The 17,949-nt window shown below is 40.9% G+C and carries 16 protein-coding genes; all 16 read right to left on the minus strand.

The window, feature by feature from the left end:
* Nucleotides 1–9 precede the first annotated feature (9 nt).
* The 16 genes from JVX94_RS07045 to JVX94_RS07120 all read right to left on the minus strand — a co-directional run bounded on the left by JVX94_RS07045 (nucleotide 10) and on the right by JVX94_RS07120 (nucleotide 17,930).
* Entirely contained in the window at nucleotides 10–366 is a 357-nt protein-coding gene (locus JVX94_RS07045; RefSeq protein WP_007499733.1) for a PTS glucitol/sorbitol transporter subunit IIA, read from the minus strand.
* Between the two features lie 26 nt (nucleotides 367–392).
* Nucleotides 393–1,403 (minus strand): PTS glucitol/sorbitol transporter subunit IIB, encoded by a 1,011-nt coding sequence (gene srlE, locus JVX94_RS07050; protein WP_095408428.1) that lies wholly within the window; start codon nucleotides 1,401–1,403, stop codon nucleotides 393–395.
* A gap of 13 nt (nucleotides 1,404–1,416) precedes the next feature.
* Nucleotides 1,417–1,947 (minus strand): PTS glucitol/sorbitol transporter subunit IIC, encoded by a 531-nt coding sequence (srlA, locus tag JVX94_RS07055; RefSeq protein WP_024424246.1) that lies wholly within the window; start codon nucleotides 1,945–1,947, stop codon nucleotides 1,417–1,419.
* A gap of 18 nt (nucleotides 1,948–1,965) precedes the next feature.
* Entirely contained in the window at nucleotides 1,966–2,397 is a 432-nt protein-coding gene (locus JVX94_RS07060; RefSeq protein ID WP_095408427.1) for a transcriptional regulator GutM, read from the minus strand.
* A gap of 12 nt (nucleotides 2,398–2,409) precedes the next feature.
* Complete coding sequence (locus JVX94_RS07065; RefSeq protein WP_203129790.1) at nucleotides 2,410–3,654, minus strand: NAD(P)H-dependent oxidoreductase; 1,245 nt, start codon at nucleotides 3,652–3,654, stop codon at nucleotides 2,410–2,412.
* Nucleotides 3,655–4,102: 448 nt separating this feature from the next.
* On the minus strand, nucleotides 4,103–5,041 hold the full coding sequence (locus tag JVX94_RS07070; protein WP_111292306.1) for a sugar-binding transcriptional regulator: 939 nt from the start codon (nucleotides 5,039–5,041) through the stop codon (nucleotides 4,103–4,105).
* A gap of 150 nt (nucleotides 5,042–5,191) precedes the next feature.
* On the minus strand, nucleotides 5,192–5,971 hold the full coding sequence (sigG, locus tag JVX94_RS07075) for an RNA polymerase sporulation sigma factor SigG (RefSeq protein ID WP_024424250.1): 780 nt from the start codon (nucleotides 5,969–5,971) through the stop codon (nucleotides 5,192–5,194).
* Nucleotides 5,972–6,113: 142 nt separating this feature from the next.
* Complete coding sequence (gene sigE / locus JVX94_RS07080; protein WP_007499746.1) at nucleotides 6,114–6,833, minus strand: RNA polymerase sporulation sigma factor SigE; 720 nt, start codon at nucleotides 6,831–6,833, stop codon at nucleotides 6,114–6,116.
* Between the two features lie 58 nt (nucleotides 6,834–6,891).
* Nucleotides 6,892–7,821 carry a sigma-E processing peptidase SpoIIGA gene (gene spoIIGA, locus JVX94_RS07085; protein ID WP_144470409.1) on the minus strand — a complete coding sequence of 310 codons (930 nt, stop codon included), beginning with the start codon at nucleotides 7,819–7,821 and terminating at the stop codon, nucleotides 6,892–6,894.
* Between the two features lie 249 nt (nucleotides 7,822–8,070).
* Nucleotides 8,071–12,387 (minus strand): S8 family peptidase, encoded by a 4,317-nt coding sequence (locus JVX94_RS07090; RefSeq protein ID WP_205185058.1) that lies wholly within the window; start codon nucleotides 12,385–12,387, stop codon nucleotides 8,071–8,073.
* A gap of 302 nt (nucleotides 12,388–12,689) precedes the next feature.
* Complete coding sequence (gene ftsZ / locus JVX94_RS07095) at nucleotides 12,690–13,835, minus strand: cell division protein FtsZ (protein WP_205185060.1); 1,146 nt, start codon at nucleotides 13,833–13,835, stop codon at nucleotides 12,690–12,692.
* A 33-nt stretch (nucleotides 13,836–13,868) separates the two neighbouring features.
* Nucleotides 13,869–15,191 (minus strand): cell division protein FtsA, encoded by a 1,323-nt coding sequence (ftsA, locus tag JVX94_RS07100; RefSeq protein WP_205185062.1) that lies wholly within the window; start codon nucleotides 15,189–15,191, stop codon nucleotides 13,869–13,871.
* Nucleotides 15,192–15,350: 159 nt separating this feature from the next.
* Nucleotides 15,351–15,719, minus strand: coding sequence for a small basic family protein (locus JVX94_RS07105; RefSeq protein WP_003210988.1), 369 nt, complete (start codon nucleotides 15,717–15,719; stop codon nucleotides 15,351–15,353).
* The gene (locus tag JVX94_RS07110) at nucleotides 15,719–16,444 is read right to left on the minus strand and encodes a DUF881 domain-containing protein (protein WP_024424254.1); all 726 of its coding nucleotides are present in this window, start codon (nucleotides 16,442–16,444) and stop codon (nucleotides 15,719–15,721) included. The genes JVX94_RS07105 and JVX94_RS07110 overlap by 1 nt, the downstream gene beginning before the upstream one ends.
* Nucleotides 16,445–16,464: 20 nt before the next feature.
* Nucleotides 16,465–17,154 (minus strand): DUF881 domain-containing protein, encoded by a 690-nt coding sequence (locus JVX94_RS07115; RefSeq protein WP_205185063.1) that lies wholly within the window; start codon nucleotides 17,152–17,154, stop codon nucleotides 16,465–16,467.
* Nucleotides 17,151–17,930, minus strand: coding sequence for a cell division protein FtsQ/DivIB (locus JVX94_RS07120; RefSeq protein ID WP_205185065.1), 780 nt, complete (start codon nucleotides 17,928–17,930; stop codon nucleotides 17,151–17,153). Before JVX94_RS07120 ends, JVX94_RS07115 begins: the two co-directional genes overlap by 4 nt.
* Between the last annotated feature and the right edge of the window lie 19 nt (nucleotides 17,931–17,949).

Consider the following 17,949-nt stretch of genomic DNA (forward strand, 5'->3'; position numbering starts at 1 on the left):
TTTATATCGTTACGAAATTTCAATTCGTACGCCTTCTTTTATATCAGGAAACGTGTGCGGGGATGCAAAAACAGCTCCCGGTAATACATCATCAAACGGCTCTTGGAAGTAGATCGAAATATGACCGAGCTCTTTAAAGTTGTCATTCGCTTTATTGCCGAGGGCTGTGATCGTGTACGTTTGATCGCCCACTTGAATGGTTCCGCCCAGCTTCAGCGGCTCTTCTTCTAGATGTTCGAACTCATGAATGACAGACATATCTCTTAATTCCTGCGGCGCTGCGGGTCCAAATAAAACAATCAGTTTATCTTCTTTAAATTGCGGGACTAAGATCCCAATTTCTTTTACGACAGATTGTGTTACCATGTATCTCGATTCCTCCTTTAATACGTTTAATACATACCGAAGCTGGCTACGTATGCGATCACAACAGATAGAACCCCTGTAATAAGACGGCTATACAAAACAGCTGGTACCCCATATTGTACCGTTTCCGGCTTCGCTTCACCAAGTGAGAGCCCCACTGGAATAAAATCACAACCTACTTGACCGTTGATGGCAAATAGTGCAGGAAGTGCAAATTGAGGCGGAATGTTTCCTAGTGCGATTTGACTACCAATCAGAACACCGATGACTTGGGCAATGACTGCACCAGGTCCTAAGACTGGTGATAGGAATGGCAGTGTACAGACCACAACGAGCAGTAAGAGTCCCCAAAGAGATCCTGCCAAAGGTGATAGAAAATGGGCAATCAAATCACCGATTTTTGTATAATTGATAATTCCAATTAACATACTGACAAATGCCATGAATGGAATAATATTTTTCAAAAGCATATCAACAGAATCACGGCCGGCCTGGTAGAACGTACCGGTGACTTTCCCGATTCCGCGTGAGAATCTCATCAGGAAATTGCCTTTTTCCTGCCGCTCGATATTTTCCTCTTTCAGCTTTGCATACGTTTCTTTGAAATTCTCTTTGTCAATCGACTCACTGTTTTCCTGACCTTCTGCTTTCGACTCACCATCAGATGCTTCTGCAAAGGAAATATCTTTTTCTGTTACGCCTGATACGAAGATATCTTCTGTAATATGTTTTGCAAGCGGTCCAGAAGGAGAGGATGCCAAAACGTCTACAGTAGGAATGCGTTTCATTGGATAAAGTCCGATTCGCGCTGTTCCCCCGCAGTCAATGACAACACACATCATTTCATCTTCTGGTATAGAGTTTTTAAAGCCGTCACATGCTTCTGTCCCTGTCATTTCTGCAATTTTACGTGCAACCGGGTGAATGCCTCCCCCTGTAATGGAAACAACCTTTCTTCTTTTACCAGTTGGTTCAAGTTCTAAGCCTTCTCCCCATCCGCCAGCACCTTTTGCAACAAATACTTTGTGGTTTGTCATGTCTAACCCTCCCCTATTGTGAATTCGCTTTCATTTTTCCTGCTAAGTATTTTGTAATCCATTCAGTAATGATTCCGCGTAGTAAAATGACGACGATCCCGACTAAGAAGTAACGAACAGCAAGCTCTGACATTGAATATCCAGCTTCTTTAATCCCGTTCGCAATTCCTAAGTAGACAAATAGTTCTCCTGCGTTGGCATACGGGAACAATGATGTCACCGGATGAACAAATGAAACAGCTGAATCATAGAATGCTGGTTTTTGTTTTTCAGGTAAGAAGCGGCCAAACGTATAAGCCATTGGGTTTGTCAAAATAAGAACGGATAAGATCGGCATTAGCGTGTAGCGTAAAATGGTATATTTCGCTGCAAACTGGATGGCTCTATTCACTCGCTCTTCTCCAATAAATTTCATGACAGCATAAGTGAAAGTAAGTAACACAACAAGCGTTGGAACGATACCTGTAATAAGACCCATGAATTGCTTTCCGCCGGCTTCAAACATTCCGATAAAGTGCTCTCCAAACCATTGAATCCATTCCATGTTTCATCTCCCCTTTCTTTAGTTCACATTTGTTATATTTTTTTTCGAAATCGAGACAAGTGCCTGCTCAGCCGCCATGGAAAGTGCTTGCATGACAGCTGGCGCCTTTTTACGCTTTTTCAATGTTTTCTTCATCATGTGGTGCTCGTCCAGCACAGTCCCTACATGCTTGCCTTCATATGAAGGGACTTCTTTAAATTTAGATAAGATCGACACGCCGCCAAGCACATGACATTTTTGAATGATATACGATTCATCCACAATGATGAGCGCAATGGCCCCTGGGCCAACTTTGCGCCGTTCCATTCCTGAAAATAAGTGATATCCCTGTTTCCCTCTGTAGTCATCAATTAGTGAGTCCATGCTTTTGCGGTAATACTTGATTTGAATAAAAGATAACCCATACTGCACAATGAGAATGATACAAAGTACGATTGCTAATTTTTCCATAGCTTCACGTCCTTATGATTGAAATAAGTGATCTTGTAATGAACGCAGCTTCCAGACGGTTGTATTTGAATCAAGCTCTACATCATCATGAGTGAGGAATTGCCCTAATTTGATGTCTTTTTTCGCTACGACTTTTCCGCTGATTAAGCCAATCGGAATGTGACCGTTCGTTTTCATGTCTTGATGTGTTTCAAGTACACCTCTTACGGAGTATCCGCCAATTCCGTCAAGTGATTCCCCTGCTTTAATATCTCTTTTCGCAACAGCGACTGTTTCTGATACCGGTACACCAATTGGGTGGATCGATGAGTCATGCTGTAAGACCGCTTTTGCGATGGTAACAGGAGTTTCAAGACTCGCTAAGTGGAAAGGTCGGTAAAGCGTGTAGTGAGGACCTTTTCCAACTTTTAAGTAACGAAGCTCTTCATCTACTGGCTCTAGATCACTCTTGACGATGACAAATACGCCTGGAGCAAGTCCATTTACATATTCAACGACTCCGAAGTTATCGAGCACGCCGCCTTGTTGTTTTTGATTCAATTTATCTGCTACATTCTCTAAATTTGCTTCGACTCCATGCATGCCGACTTTATCTGGCAAAAGCCCTGTCGCGTTACTTAATAAGTTCATTTCTGCCATTGTTTTTGTTCCGTCTTGGAAAGCCGCGAGCATATGTGCACTCATATGTTTACTATCTGCTTCTGCTTTACACGTATCTGGATTTGCTTCTGGGAAGAATGGATTGTTCTTACCTTTCCCAGCAACGAGCACTTCAAGTCCCATTGTTTTCGCAAATTCATATAATTCTAGTGTTGCTGCAGGTTCGTCTCCAGCTGATCCTGAGTAAACAAGTCCTGCATTTGTGAATAATTTATGCATCACCAAACCGATGGTAATATCAACTTCTACATTTAAAAGAACGAGATGTTTCTTTGAATTAAGCGCTTCCAAAGAAATGTTTGCTCCGACCTCTGGAACTCCTGTTGCATCTACGACAACTTCCACGAAATCTGATTGAATCACTTCTCTATAATCATTTGTGACGACCATTTGATGCGGCTTCGCATGCTGCTTGTAAAAATTCGCTGCCTTCTCTGCTGCACTAAGATGAATATCACAAACACCTGCTACAATCATGCCTGGAATTTTAGAAATTTGTGAAATAAGTCCAAAACCCATTTGGCCTGCCCCAATAATTCCTACTTTGATTGGATCTCCACTGCGGTCTCGAGCTAACAATTGTTGATAGATTGACATCTAAATCATCCTTTCAGGTTTTCTTGCTTCTCGGGTAGATTGCTAGAAAAATAATCTGAAACTTTTAACAAATGTTATAAAAATTAACAAAAATCCGCTTCTTGTAACATTTGTTATTTTATTTATCATTTGTTATGAACTTAGTTTATATGATGTGTCAACTTTGTGTCAAGCTAAAATCGATAAAATTTTCAATCTTTTTGAGTCTAAAGACTCAAAAAAAAACTACCTAATCATATTAGGTAGTTACAGATTGTTGACAAAGGGCTAAAATGATCTTTATTTTAGCCCTTTGTCTTCTTTTCAGCGTGATAGAAAACCTTTGCAGTCTAGGAAGGACGAGTACCGGAGCGGAGCGAATTTGACATTCGTGAGCACCGGCACGCAGAACTGACACCGAATGCGAGGGTTTGTCTACACGCTGAAACTACCTAATCATATTAGGTAGTTACTTTAATAAGGCATCTCCTGTTCGTTCATCCGTAATTAATACATGAATTAATCCACCTTCTAATGCTGCCCGGATCGCTTCAATTTTTTCTTCTCCTCCAGCGACACCGATGACAAGCGGGATTTCTTTCAGCTTTTGCGGGCTTATGCCCATTACCCGGTCGTTCCATGGGTGAGGATACACTTCCCCTTGGTGATCAATAAAATTATAGCAAATGTCACCCGCTACATCCTTCGCTTGAAGAATATCCTCCTCACCGCTTGTCATATATGATTTCACCATCGTTGAATGCTGAGGAACCCCGCCAATCCCGACAACCGCAATATTTGATGATTCTCCTAGTTCAATCACTTTTTTGATTGACGGCTGCCGAATCAGTACATCCTTCGCTTCTTTCGTATCAAGCATGACGGGCACATGTAAAAACTCACATTTTGATTTGAGTGCCTCTGTACACCTCGCAATAATATAGTTAGCATGGATATCAACATCTTCGTTTCCCACACCACCGACAAGCGGAACAAATGTTACGGATGGATAGTGCTGAACTGACGTAAGCGCTTTCGCCATTTCATGCAAAGTGGTTCCTGAGGAAAAACCGATGACTTGTCCATCTTTTATTACTTTTAATAAAAAGCTTGCCGCCGCAGCGCCGATTCTGCTTTTTGTTGTTTCTTGACTGAGCGTTTCCACACAGACGACTTCTCGAAGCCCATATTTCCGCTCTATTTTTCTTTCTAACGATCCATATTGTTGATTCACTTCATCATGAATAATGATTTCCACGATTCCTGCTTCACGTGCTTTAGCCAAATATTTTGATATGAGTGAACGGCTAACCCCAACAGCTTCTGCAATGTTAGATTGAGTGGCGCCTTCTTCATAATACATATGCGCAACCTTTATGAGCAGCCTTCTTTCATCATGGAATGTCATAATAACCCTTCTTTCCGCTTAAGTGTTCCCTAACAAATGATAAATAAAATAACATTTGTTAAAAACAGATTAAATGAAAAAAATGACCGAGTCAATACTAGAGGCGTGCTCTCTCACAAGAATGAAAAAAGCCGCACATGAAGCGCGGCTTTAAAAGATGTTTTTATTCATTTGTTTGATGGCTGCTTTTTCAAGTCTTGAGACTTGTGCTTGAGAAATCCCGATCTCTTCAGCAACTTCCATTTGCGTTTTGCCTTGGAAGAAACGTTTGCGGAGAATCATTTTTTCTCGATCATTCAATCGGCGCATTCCCTCTTTTAAGGCCAATTCCTCTACCCATTGTGTGTCTTTGTTCCGATCATCACTAATTTGATCCATCACATAAATCGGATCTCCTCCGTCATTATAGATCGGTTCAAACAAAGAAACAGGATCTTGAATCGCATCTAGGGCAAAGACAATTTCCTCATGAGGCACTTCCAGCACTTTGGCAATGTCTTCTGCCGTTGGCTCCTTGCTTGTCTCACTTATCAGCCTCTCACGAACCTGAAGCGCTTTGTAGGCAATATCTCTTAGTGAACGAGACACCCGAATCGGGTTGTTATCACGCAAGTATCGACGGATTTCTCCTATGATCATAGGGACCGCATAAGTTGAAAATCTGACATTGTGGCTTAAATCAAAATTATCAATTGATTTCATTAATCCGATACAGCCTACTTGGAAGAGATCATCCACATACTCGCCTCTGTTGTTAAAACGCTGAATCACACTTAAAACCAACCGCAAATTGCCATTGACTAGCTTTTCTCTTGCTGTATCGTCACCCTCATCTTGCAGCTGTCTGAACAATTTTCTCATCTCTTCGTTTTTCAGAACAGGCAGTTTGGAGGTGTCGACTCCGCAGATTTCCACTTTATTTCTGGACACTTTTTTCCCTCCCTACAGGAGCTGTTGTACAAAGTTCAGTATCTCCTTGGGATGGAAAAATATGCACGAGTGATGACGAGAATCACGAGAAAAGAAGTTGATTCCTTTGACAGCAAAGGGACAGAGCTTTTTAAAAATTTTTTTAGACCATTTTGTTAAATTCTTTTTGTAATCGTTTAATTATTCTTTTTTCAAGCCTTGAAATATACGACTGGGAAATGCCTAGCATGTCAGCGACATCTTTTTGGGTTTTTTCCTCACCGCCAACCAAGCCGAACCTGAGCTCCATGATCTGTTTTTCACGGTCATTTAATTGCTCCAGCGCTTTTTTCAAAAGTTTTTTATCTACATTTGCTTCAATATCCCGTGTGATAATATCATCATCTGTTCCAAGTACGTCTGATAAAAGCAGTTCATTTCCGTCCCAATCAATGTTGAGCGGTTCATCAAACGATACTTCTGAACGAATTTTATTATTTCGGCGCAAATACATCAAAATCTCGTTTTCAATACATCTCGAAGCATATGTCGCAAGCTTGATCTTTTTTTCTGGGTTAAATGTATTGACTGCTTTAATCAGGCCAATGGTTCCAATACTAATTAGATCCTCAATATTAATCCCTGTGTTTTCAAATTTTCTTGCGATATAGACCACCAACCGCAAATTTCTTTCGATCAGGATAGCCCTTGCTGTTTGATCACCTTTTGGTAATTTGACAAGCAGTTCCTGCTCTTCATCCTTTGATAATGGAGGCGGCAGCGCCTCACTACCACCAATATAATAAATCTCATCACTCTTTAGACCTAGCTTCATGAGGAGTTTATACCAGTAGTAAGTGAGTTTAAATTTTAATTTTTTCATCTTCTTCTCCCTTCTAAATGTCAAGTTGACCTCGTAAGATAAAAGACATCGCTCAAACTTAAGACACCCCTTGGATGATTTTTCCGTCTAACATATCTGGATGAATAATGGATTGAAATTCCTGATCTGCTGATAAACCGCTCAGACTCATGCCTACAAAACACTTGGCTGGCTGGATCATATGCGTTTTTGAATAAATGATGACCGTATCTGGTTTTAAGCATAGAAGAAACCCGTGATCGTGACCGACCGCTCGATATGGAACAAGTCTTAAACGATCAAGAAGTGGAAATCGATCATCGAGCTTTTGCATCACTTCAACAGGATGAGACTGCTTCATAAGCTCTAAAAATGGCTCTCCGCAAATGGACATGAGCTGATCTGCCTGAACGATCATAACAGGAGTTTTCGTCATAGGATCATACAGCTGATTGCCAGAATCGACGAGTCCCTTTAAGCGAATGGTCTCTCCTTGAATGTGTATCTCCACAAGTACTTGTTCATCAAACTGTCTTTTTTTCGCACCGACCTCTCCTAATCTTTTCTTTGAAAACAGCCAAATTGCAGGAAAGCCGGTTAAAACGAAAAGCCAGCTAATGGGATCACCAAAGCCGTCATTTTGTGAAATCAGCAGCCCATTTTGAATAACAGTATTGGTTTGTAAAAACGAATGAACCCCGATCATGCCTCCCCCCATCAAAAATGTTACAAAGTAAAAAGCAAACAGGTTTTGAAAAAAGGAACGAAATCTTTGAAACCCAAAGGTTGCAAGCACGATCAAGACAGAAAAAAGCAGTTTGCCTAAAGGGTGTGACACAAACATTGCAAATGGTGTAAAGAGCAAGAGAACAATGCTCGATCCAATCAGAGCTCCTAACATATATCGCCTTTTTTTTACTTGTCGTTTGAGAATAAATGCAGTGAGTAAGAGAAGCAATAGATCAAAACAAAAGTTTAACAGCCAAATCACATCTAAATAAATGACCACCTTCTGCTCCTTTCATCTGAAACAAAGAATCAAAAGCAGTACTTGCACTTGTTTGTACCAGTATAAAACAGTCATGAGATGGAAGTCTGTCAATTCTTGTTGGGGATGATAGAGAACTTTTGGTGGATTGTTATTGTTTTTGTCGAGGAATGAGAGCGCAAAGCAAGAGAATGTGCTCCCGGACAAGCTTTCAAACAATGATTCGAAACGAAAAAGACACGCTCCAAGGAGTCGTGCCTTTTTTAAGGATTATTTTTCATTGATATTTAATGTGCCTGGAGCTTTTTGTCGTGTGACATTTCCATAATCATCCCGCACAATCACTTCAATGACAGCACCTTTTGCTTTAGCGGTAGAAGTAGCTGTCCAGTAACCTTCATATGTTCCCTTTGCTACTTCGCGGAGCGGAAGTTCTGTTGTATTTTGCAGCTTTGATCTCGCGTTTGTCAGCGGCATGTGAATGACAAACGTTGCGTCTAGCTTTTCTCTGCTGTTAAATGAAATTTTAACAGACTCACCTGATGATAGATGGACATTCTCTGCTGGTGTCAGCTTAGAAATCTCAGGTGCCTCGTATTGAACATCGATATTGACTTTTTTAGTCGTTTTGTTTCCTGCCGCATCTTTCGCTGTTACTTTGATCGTATTTTTTCCGTTCTCAAGCAGGATTCTTGCAGAATATTTCCCATCTTTTACGGCTGCCTTTTTTCCATTCACAGTGACTTGATCAAGATGATCATCCGTTACCTTTCCTTCTACAGTGAGTGATTCTTTATTAGATTTTTCCCCTTTTTTCGGTGTATCTATCGTCAACGCTGGAGATGTTTGATCAATGATCACCTTGACTGATTTGGATTTTTTCGTTGCGCCTTTATCCGTAACAGTGGCAGCTGTGAAGATATGCTCTCCGCTTGACACTGTGACCTTTTCTTTGAAAACGCCTGATTGATCTGCTTTCACTTTGGCAATCTCTTCATCGTTTTGATAGATCGCTACATCAAGTCCTGGAGAGGCTTTACCTTCAATCTCAAGTTCATCTTTGTTCGTGATCGTTCCAGCCTTTGGAGATGTTATTTCTGGCACATCTGCTTCATATTGGACAAGCGCACGAATCATATAATTTCCCTCTTCTTTTGGAGAAGGAGAAAAGGCACCGCTTGTCAGCTGCCAGCTTCTTTCAGCATTTGGTCCATCTTCATCTGTTGCAAGGCCTGGAGATTCAGTATTCTTTTTCGTTTGAATATAGACAAGATAGAAATCTCCATCCACCGTAATGGCTTGATCTTCTAAATCTACTTTTGTCCATTCACCATTACGCAGCGCATTCGCTTTAAAAGGTCCAGCAATTTTCTCACCTGGAGCGCCGTCCTTCCCAGAAGCATCATATACTTCAACCGCAAATTCATTCCCGCCAGGGGCTGGCCACTCTGTTGTCCAGAAACGGAAAAGCCCCCCTGTGACCTGTGCTTGTTTCTTCCCTTTTTCTAATGAAAATTTCACCGCCCAGCCATTACCAGGATCATAGAACGCCCGTGCATTTTCAGCTGTTCCGTCATCGTAGCCAATTTCGCCAGCAAAACCGATGAAAGGTTCCAGCTTGATTGATTTTTCAAGCGGCTTTTCTGTCACATCCGCTGTAAACGAATATCCTTTAAATCCTTTCGCAAATACTTTAACTGTATATACACCGCTCAATGCCTCTAGAGAAAACTCGCCAGATTCATCTGTTTTGACCGGCTCAATTTTCGCATCTTCTACAAGATAAACCGTGGCGCCCTTTACTTTTTCACCCGTTGTTTCGCTTACAATTGTGCCAGATATCGTTCGTTTCTCAAGTGGCTGTAAGGCGAAATTTGCCTCTGCCTGATCATTTGCAGAAATATTAACTTTTTGGGTGCGTGATTCAAAGCCATATGCTTCAGCTTTCACTGTAAATTCTCCTGCACCATGAGAAAGCTGATATCTCCCTGTCGCTTCATCTGTGTAGGTGGACTTGCCGCTTTCCAGAACACTGATTTCTGCCTTCATCGGAAGAGCATTGATAGACGGAGCATCTACACTTTTTTCCTTTTTCATCTGGACATGCTTTTCTTTTAGTTTAGCAGGCTTTGCACTTTTTGGATCGACGGGTTTCTTCTGCTCCTGTGCAGGCTTTTCTTTTTTAATGACGCCAAGTTGTTTTTTTGCTTTTTGAGGCAAGGCCTGATCTGTTATTTTCACATCATCTAAATAAAAACCGTCTTTTGTCACACTGCCATCCGTTCTTAGCTGAAAAATAACTCTCACGTTCTGACCTTTGTAGGCAGATAAATCAACTTCGCCTTTTGTCCATGCACTTGTTTTGCCTGTGTAGGCTGCCACTTGGACAGCATCTTCCCCCTCAGGCTGCACATGAATATGCACAAAGTCATAATTCGCTTCGAGGTCATGCCAGTATTGATATTGTAAAAAGGAGGGTCCTGACTCAGGTACAGCAATCATCGGCATAGATAAATGAGCATCTGTTTGATTTTCATAAGGACTGTCTAGGTTTGTAGCGTAGACATGATCTCCAGTAAAGGCCTGTTTCGGACCTGTGGTCGGCTTCCCCCACTGCCAAGGATCTTTTGTTCCACCACTGAACCATCCACTTGGCCAAGCTTCAAAATCTTGCGAGTAGCCAGTCGTGATGGATGTTTTAATCGGAAGCGTATACGGTTCTGATGCGGCTTCATTTTCTCCAAAATCTTTCACAATCCATCGGTACGTGACGTTTTCTCCCTCAAGTTCTGGGAGCTGGACAACATAGGTCCCTTTTAAATAATTTCCATCCGTACGTTTTGCTTGCAGCGTCTCTCTTTTCCCTTGATCCACTTGATAAGTCAAGGAGACATTGGTCACAGCTACTTCATCTTCTGCTGTGATGCTTAGAGGTGTTGGTGTAGAGGCAAAAATTTCATTCGGTCCTTTATGAGAAAAAACGGGTGGTTCTGTATCTTCCCCTTCTTTTGTCACCTGTCCTTCAATCGTACCAATCCCATCTGTTAATGCTGTGATCGCTTCTTTTGCATCAACTAATCCTGCTCCATAGCCATTGTTAGGAGATTCCGGAAATTGCTGATCGGTCAGCGGCTTTGCAGTATCCGTGAGAATTTCTTCGATCTCTTCAACAGACAGATCTGACTGTACTTGGCGCAGAAGAGCCACAACAGCTGAAACATGCGGACCTGCCATCGAGGTTCCATTCCAGCCATCTTCATACCCTTTCCCAGGAATAGAAGAACGAATGTTTACCCCTGGGGCCGCAATATCTGGTTTCATGACGCCATATGGAGAGGGACCTTGCAAAGAGAAAGAACCTAATTTGTTGTTTTGATCTGTTGCACCCGTCGCAAAGGCTTCCTGATAGTTCGCAGGATTTGCAATAGATCCCTCACCGCCAGGGTTAAATAAATCCGTATTGCCAGCTGAAAACTCTGGGAAGATGTCCGCTGCTCTCCAAGCATTGACCACATCTTTATACCAATCATCAAGACCGGGTCCACCGCCCCAAGAATTATTGACCACATCTGGCGCCTTTTCTGGATGTGGGTTTCCGTTTTCATCTTTTGGAGCTAAAATCCATTCGCCTGCGTCAAGCAGATCAGCATCTGTTCCACCATCTTCTGAGAAAGCTTTCACCGCGATCCATTTTGCACCTGGTGCGACTCCAATTTGATTCTCTCCATTTGGCTCAGAACCAACCATCGTTCCCGTTACATGTGTACCATGCTCTAAATCATCGTATGGCGCTTGAGAACCTGTCGTTGCATCGTACCAATTGAATTCATGAGAAGGTTCAGTCGGACGCGCAGGATCAAATCCGCGGTATTTTTCTTTTAATGCAGGATGATCCCATTCCACACCTGTATCAATACTTGCCACAACAGTACCAGTTCCGTCATAGCCTAAAGCCCATGCTTCTGGGGCATGAACTTGAGAAATATTCCACTCGATTCCATCTGCAGCTTTGATTTGTTTGTTTTTCTTTGAAGTCTTCAAATCAACAGGACGATGGATTTGACGGATTTCATTTGGCAGCACTTGATCTACTTCTGGAAAGGAAGCCACCTTTTCCATGACTTCTTTCGTGCCTGTCACAGCGAGGCCATTCACAATATAGTACGAATGAATATCCTTCACTTGCTTTTTCTTTTGTGCCTTTTGTAAATACGCAAGCAGCGCTTCCTGCGTTTCTTCAGATGTTGCTCTTAGTTCTGATACGACAGCTGATCTTTTTGTGTACTGGGTTTTAGCAGCTGTTAACTTCTGTTTTTTGGCTTTTGATACAGCATCCTTCGCCACTTTTTTCACATTTGTTTGTTCCTTCATTTTAACTAAAAAGGTCACCTTGTCTTCTTGTTGAAACTGTTTCATTAATCTAGATGAGATCTTTGCTTTTACTTTCTTGGAGGAAACAGCTTCCTCTTGATATGAGGTAGAAGTCGATTTTGCTTGAACCATCCCAAAGCTTGTCATCGTTAAAGTACCAATCACCAAAAGACTCATCAAACGATAGCCGGCGGTTTTGCGAAACTTTACTTTCAATCAAATCCCTCCTCCTCAAATGGTCAAACAGAGTGTGGATCTCACTCCTCTCTTTCCTTTGTTCATGACAAGATTCATGGTGTTCTATTTAATGTAGTCAAATAAAGTTCATCATTTTGTCGCTTTTTGTAATAGGATTTAAAAATGATCCTTTTTACTTAATCACCCTAAGCCAAAATACATATGTTGAATGAAGTGATCCAGACACATTTAATACTTTATGATCAGAAGAGATGCGGGTTTCTTTATATATTGAACATGAAAAAATCCCCTTCCAAAGGAAGGGGATGAGTGATACTCGATTAGCGTTTATTACGGTTGCGCAAGAACGTTGGAATATCCAGCGTATCATCGCTTGATTGTGTATTTTGTCTCGGTTGAGATGATGGCTGCTGATGTTCCTCACGTTTTACTTCACGCTTTTGAGGAATGGATTGATTTTGCTTTAATCCTTGTCCTAATGGATTTCTTTGTGGTTTTGTCACTTCTGGCTCTTGCTCAATAAATCCAGTAGCGATCACGGTTACCACAATTTCATCCTTCAAGTTATCATTAATGACAGACCCGAAAATCATGTTTACATCTTCGTCAGATGCAGAAGCCACAATGTCCGCTGCTTCTTGTACTTCATAAAGACTTAGGTTCGTACCACCAGTAATATTCATGATGACACCTTGTGCACCGTCGATCGCCGTTTCTAGAAGTGGTGAAGAAATAGCTTTCTTCGCAGCTTCAGCAGCACGATTTTCACCTGTTGCGACACCAATACCCATAAGAGCAGAACCTTTATTGGACATGATCGTTTTCACGTCAGCAAAGTCAAGGTTAATTAAACCTGGTGTGGCAATAAGATCTGAGATTCCTTGAACACCTTGTCGTAGCACGTTATCTGCTGCACGGAATGCTTCAAGCATTGGCGTGTTTTTATCGACAATTTCAAGCAAGCGATCGTTTGGAATGACGATTAATGTGTCAACTGCTTCTTTCATAGAAGCAATTCCTTCGACGGCTTGAAGCTGACGCTTTCTTCCTTCAAATGTGAAAGGACGAGTCACAACTCCAACTGTCAATGCACCAGAATCTTTTGCGATTTTTGCAATGACAGGTGCAGCACCCGTACCAGTTCCACCGCCCATACCAGCAGTAACAAAGACCATGTCTGCGCCTTTTAATATTTCTTCAATCTGTTCTTTGCTTTCCTCAGCAGCTTTTTTACCGACTTCAGGATTCGCACCTGCTCCAAGCCCTCTTGTCAGCTTAGCACCGATTTGCATTTTCGTTTCTGCTTTTGATAGATTTAATGCCTGTGCATCTGTATTGACTGCAATGAAATCGACACCTTGTACGTCATTTTCGATCATTCGGTTGACAGCGTTATTTCCGCCTCCACCTACTCCGATTACTTTAATTGATGCTAGGCCGTCTATATTTGTTTCAAACTCCAACATGCTGAATCCTCCTAATCCGTCGAAAATCTAATTCTATTCCCAGAACATATTAAATAGTTTTTTCATTTTGCCCGGTTTTTTATTTGTCTCTTCTTGTGCTTTTTGTTTCACTTTCGGTCTTGGCTGCGCTTCTTTCACTTGTGGTGCAGAAGAAACCGGCTCCATGGATGCGCCTACTTCATGAAACGCCTCATCCGGCATTTGGAATCCAACCTGTCTGCCCTGAATCTTTGCATTGCGATAAGCAAAGTGGATCAGACCCACTCCTGTCATATACTGAGGTTCTCTCACCCCAATATAATTCGGACTTGCAATTCTAACATTGTTTTGCAAGACCGTTTGTGCAAGAGAAAGGATACCTGGTATAGCTGCCTGTCCACCTGTTAGAACGAATCCGCCAGGCAAATCATGGACACCCATATTTCTTAATTCCTCTGCCACAAAGAGAAAGATTTCTTCCAGCCGAGCTTCGATGATATTAGCCGCTTCAAGCTGTGTATACGTCTGTTTCTGATCAGTACCGATGACAGAAACTTCAAATGTTTCCTCAGACGATGCCTCATCATAAAACGCATGTCCAAATTGTTTTTTGATTCGTTCAGCTTCTTCAGTAGAAGTTCTAAGTCCTATAGACAAATCTTTTGTAATGTTCTCTCCGCCCAAAGGGATACTGTGAGTAGAATAGAGATGCCCGTTTTCAAATACGGAAATCGTTGTAGATCCGCCGCCAATATCAACGAGAGCTACCCCTAGGTTTTTTTCATCTTTCGATAATGCTGCTGAGCCCGATGCGAGCGGCTGCAAGCAAATATCCATAATTTCAATTCCAGCTCTCTCTACACATCGGAGCCAGTTATGTAGAATCGTTTTAGAACCTGTAATTAACGATCCATCCACCTCTAGCCGAACACCAAGCATTTTTTTCGGATCAGTGATCTCATCTCTTCCGTCGACGATAAATTGCCTCGGGATGACGTCTACGATAAGATGTTCTTGAGGAATAGATACTACCTGTGCAGCATCTAAGACACGTCTCACATCTTCAGCATGTATTTCTTTGTTTTCACTAGATACTGCGACCACGCCGCTCGTATTCTGAATATGAATGTGGTTTCCGTTAATTCCGACAATCGCCTTTTGTAAAGGAAAACCTACCATTCTTTCAGCCTGTTCAAATGCTTGTCTAATAGAATGAACTGTCTCATCTATATCAACAATCGATCCTTTTTTTAACCCTTCTGAAGGGACATTTCCAACACCTATAATGTTAAGCGAATCATCCGCCATTTCTCCGACGATGACTTTAATATTGGATGTACCGATGTCAAGGCTGACGTAAATTTCATTGTTGTTCATTCTATGGCACCTCCTCACATATCAATACTTTCTATTCTATTATTTGCTGAACAACAATACAATGAATGTGTTTTTACAAGTGTGTAACAAAACTTAAAAAATCAACATTTTTTATTAGGATTACTGAAAATATTCGTTACATCATATGTATATCCTTTTTTATGACTCACTTTTTTTCTTTTTTTCTCTAGAAATTGTCCATTTTGTTAGTAGAATTCTTCGAATAACTGCTATATTTTGAAACAATCTAACGCCGAAAGCAAACATTCCGACTAAATACAAGTCTACACCAAGATGGACGCCCAGAAAAGCTAAACTTATTGCAAGAATAATATTAAAGAAAAAGCCTGATACAAACACTAGTTCATCGTATGCCCCTTGCAGATGTGCCCTGATTCCACCAATCAATGTATCAAGCGCAGCAAGTACAGCGAGGGAAAGATAATTAGAATACTCATTCGGTATCGTAAAATTTGTTAAGAAACCGATCGCAACTCCTATGATTAAGCCAAGTACAGGAAGCCACATTAAGATTTTCCCTCCTTTACATCGTCAAGAGGCTTCAACTCGTTTAACTGAATCGCACCGTCATATGCTTTTAATTGAATTTGCTGCTTGGGCTGGCTAATGCTCAAGCCGAAGTTTTCCTGAGCAAACAAATCACCAATATCTGATACATTTAAACGGCTGTATAATTTGTCGGCCTGGTCGCTGATCATCTTGATGGTCACTTCATCACCATCTAAGCTGTAGCCATCCATTTTCGTCGTGCCATTAATATCTCGAATCACACTTGTATTAATCACACGGTGGTCATTAATGGAAATATGTTTTGCCCCATACATATTGGCTTCGTTGATTAACTTTTTCAGAAGATCAGGCGGGATATTTTTCACTTCTTCTCCGGTCAGATCCTTGGAGAAGAGCTGAGAGATGTCAACTTCAATTCCCTCCCCTGTCACTTCTGTAAAACCAGCCTTTTCTTTTAAATCTTTTAACGTTTTTGTTAGTTGAGCTTCTTTTGATTGATCTCCTTGATGACCATACTTTTTCAGCATTTCATCGTATTTGTCAATTTCTTTCAATAAATCCAATTCTTTACTTTTAGATGCAGATAAATCCTCTCTTAGCTCCCACACATCGCGAGTATCACGAACTTTGGGCTTTTGCAATGAATTAAATTGGATGGAGACCATGATGCCGAATATCACCATTAAGGCTGTCAAACTAAGTAAAGGCTTCTTTTTCCTCAACACCACTCACCTTTTCACTTTTAATCTTTGTGTTTTAAAAGAGGATTCATACGAATATCCTTTTTTTCAATCATCATCGAAATGTGATCACTTGTCAGCTGATCGACCACTCCACCTGCAATATTTAATGCAGGTATTAACACAGCCGGATCACCGATAGCAGAAATAACAAATGGCGCTGGATGCTGAACACCGTCAACTGTGACAACTGGGCCGTTACAATGTATGTATGATTGGTGTGTAATTCTCTGTCCATTAATAGATACGGCAGAGGCCCCTGATATAAACAGTTCGTTTATCACATGAAAAATGTGGCTCTCATGAACAATGTAATTATTGACATTTTGTCCACTCGGGATATAAGATGCATCTTCTAGGGATACTTTTACCCCTTTTCCTTTTACACCGATCTCTCCTGTAAACATCCTGTATTTCTCAACATCTTCCAATACATTAAAATACTGCTCTTTTTCATTTTTCAAATTGGACTCAGTGGCTTGAACCTGTGATTGAAGGCTGTATAATTCTTTTTCAAGTTTCTGATTCGCCTTTTCTTGCTTTGTCAGCTGACTTTTCAAAGAGTATTCTTTTTTCCATTGCTCTGTTCGAATGACATCTGCCTGATGCTGCTTAGTATATTGGTATGAAAAAGAAATCAGAAAACCAAGAACAAGCATTACAATTGAGAATATAACTGTTTTGCCTCTCAACGTTCATCTTCCTTTTTCTTAGATTTAAACGCTTCAAAATACGTCGCGACTTCCATATGGATTGTGCCTTTTTCAGATGGTGAAAGTTCTTTTACAATGGCAGGATAGGTTTTCATTTTATCAGCGAATGTTTTAATTGATGCAATCACGGTGTTCCCGTCATTCATATAAAATTTAACAAGCCACTGGTTTGAGCTTGTCGGCACATAATATATTTCTGAGATGAGTTCCTGAATAGAGGCTGGCAGCTTATTTAAAGATCTAACGGTTAGCTTCAGCTTCTCTTTATTGTCCCAATCGACAAAAATAGGTCCTGCATGACTCGGTGTGACTTCTTCTGGTAATGCTGTCCCATTTTCAAGAAGCTCATAGTATAAATTCCCCTTTTGAAGATACGCAATATTGGCATATTCTTTGACAGCAATACTGACCTTATTTGGAAAATGTTTTTTGATACTGACACTTTTAATCAGTTTGTTTTGCTTAATATGGTCTGCTGTTAAATCTTTATTTAAATTCCAAAACTCTGTTTCGCCTTCTTTAATTTGCGAAAGTGTCACAAGCTGTTTTGTAGAAACATGCTCGTTACCCGTAATGGTTAAAGAAGAGATTTTACTGATTGGTGTCTGCAAATAAATAATGATTAAAACCATGATAAAAAACAGTAGAATAAAAGAGATTAGTCTCCGATTCGCTTTCTGCTTCCTTTGTTCTTTAATTTTAGGAATTCTCTCTTCTATATTGACGATCTTTTCATTTTCATGATCAGGCCGCATATATATTCTTCACCTCATT

Source organism: Bacillus sp. PDNC022 (genome assembly GCF_016919285.1).
Classification (GTDB): Bacteria; Bacillota; Bacilli; order Bacillales; family Bacillaceae; genus Bacillus; species Bacillus safensis.

What these genes read in the sequence shown, in the direction of transcription:
- JVX94_RS07045 (WP_007499733.1), bottom strand. Translation starts at nt 366, where the DNA reads ATGGTAACACAATCTGTCGTAAAAGAAATTGGGATCTTAGTCCCGCAA.
- srlE (WP_095408428.1), bottom strand. Translation starts at nt 1,403, where the DNA reads ATGACAAACCACAAAGTATTTGTTGCAAAAGGTGCTGGCGGATGGGGA.
- srlA (WP_024424246.1), bottom strand. Translation starts at nt 1,947, where the DNA reads ATGGAATGGATTCAATGGTTTGGAGAGCACTTTATCGGAATGTTTGAA.
- JVX94_RS07060 (WP_095408427.1), bottom strand. Translation starts at nt 2,397, where the DNA reads ATGGAAAAATTAGCAATCGTACTTTGTATCATTCTCATTGTGCAGTAT.
- JVX94_RS07065 (WP_203129790.1), bottom strand. Translation starts at nt 3,654, where the DNA reads ATGTCAATCTATCAACAATTGTTAGCTCGAGACCGCAGTGGAGATCCA.
- JVX94_RS07070 (WP_111292306.1), bottom strand. Translation starts at nt 5,041, where the DNA reads ATGACATTCCATGATGAAAGAAGGCTGCTCATAAAGGTTGCGCATATG.
- sigE (WP_007499746.1), bottom strand. Translation starts at nt 6,833, where the DNA reads ATGAAAAAATTAAAATTTAAACTCACTTACTACTGGTATAAACTCCTC.
- ftsZ (WP_205185060.1), bottom strand. Translation starts at nt 13,835, where the DNA reads ATGTTGGAGTTTGAAACAAATATAGACGGCCTAGCATCAATTAAAGTA.
- ftsA (WP_205185062.1), bottom strand. Translation starts at nt 15,191, where the DNA reads ATGAACAACAATGAAATTTACGTCAGCCTTGACATCGGTACATCCAAT.
- JVX94_RS07105 (WP_003210988.1), bottom strand. Translation starts at nt 15,719, where the DNA reads ATGTGGCTTCCTGTACTTGGCTTAATCATAGGAGTTGCGATCGGTTTC.
- JVX94_RS07120 (WP_205185065.1), bottom strand. Translation starts at nt 17,930, where the DNA reads ATGCGGCCTGATCATGAAAATGAAAAGATCGTCAATATAGAAGAGAGA.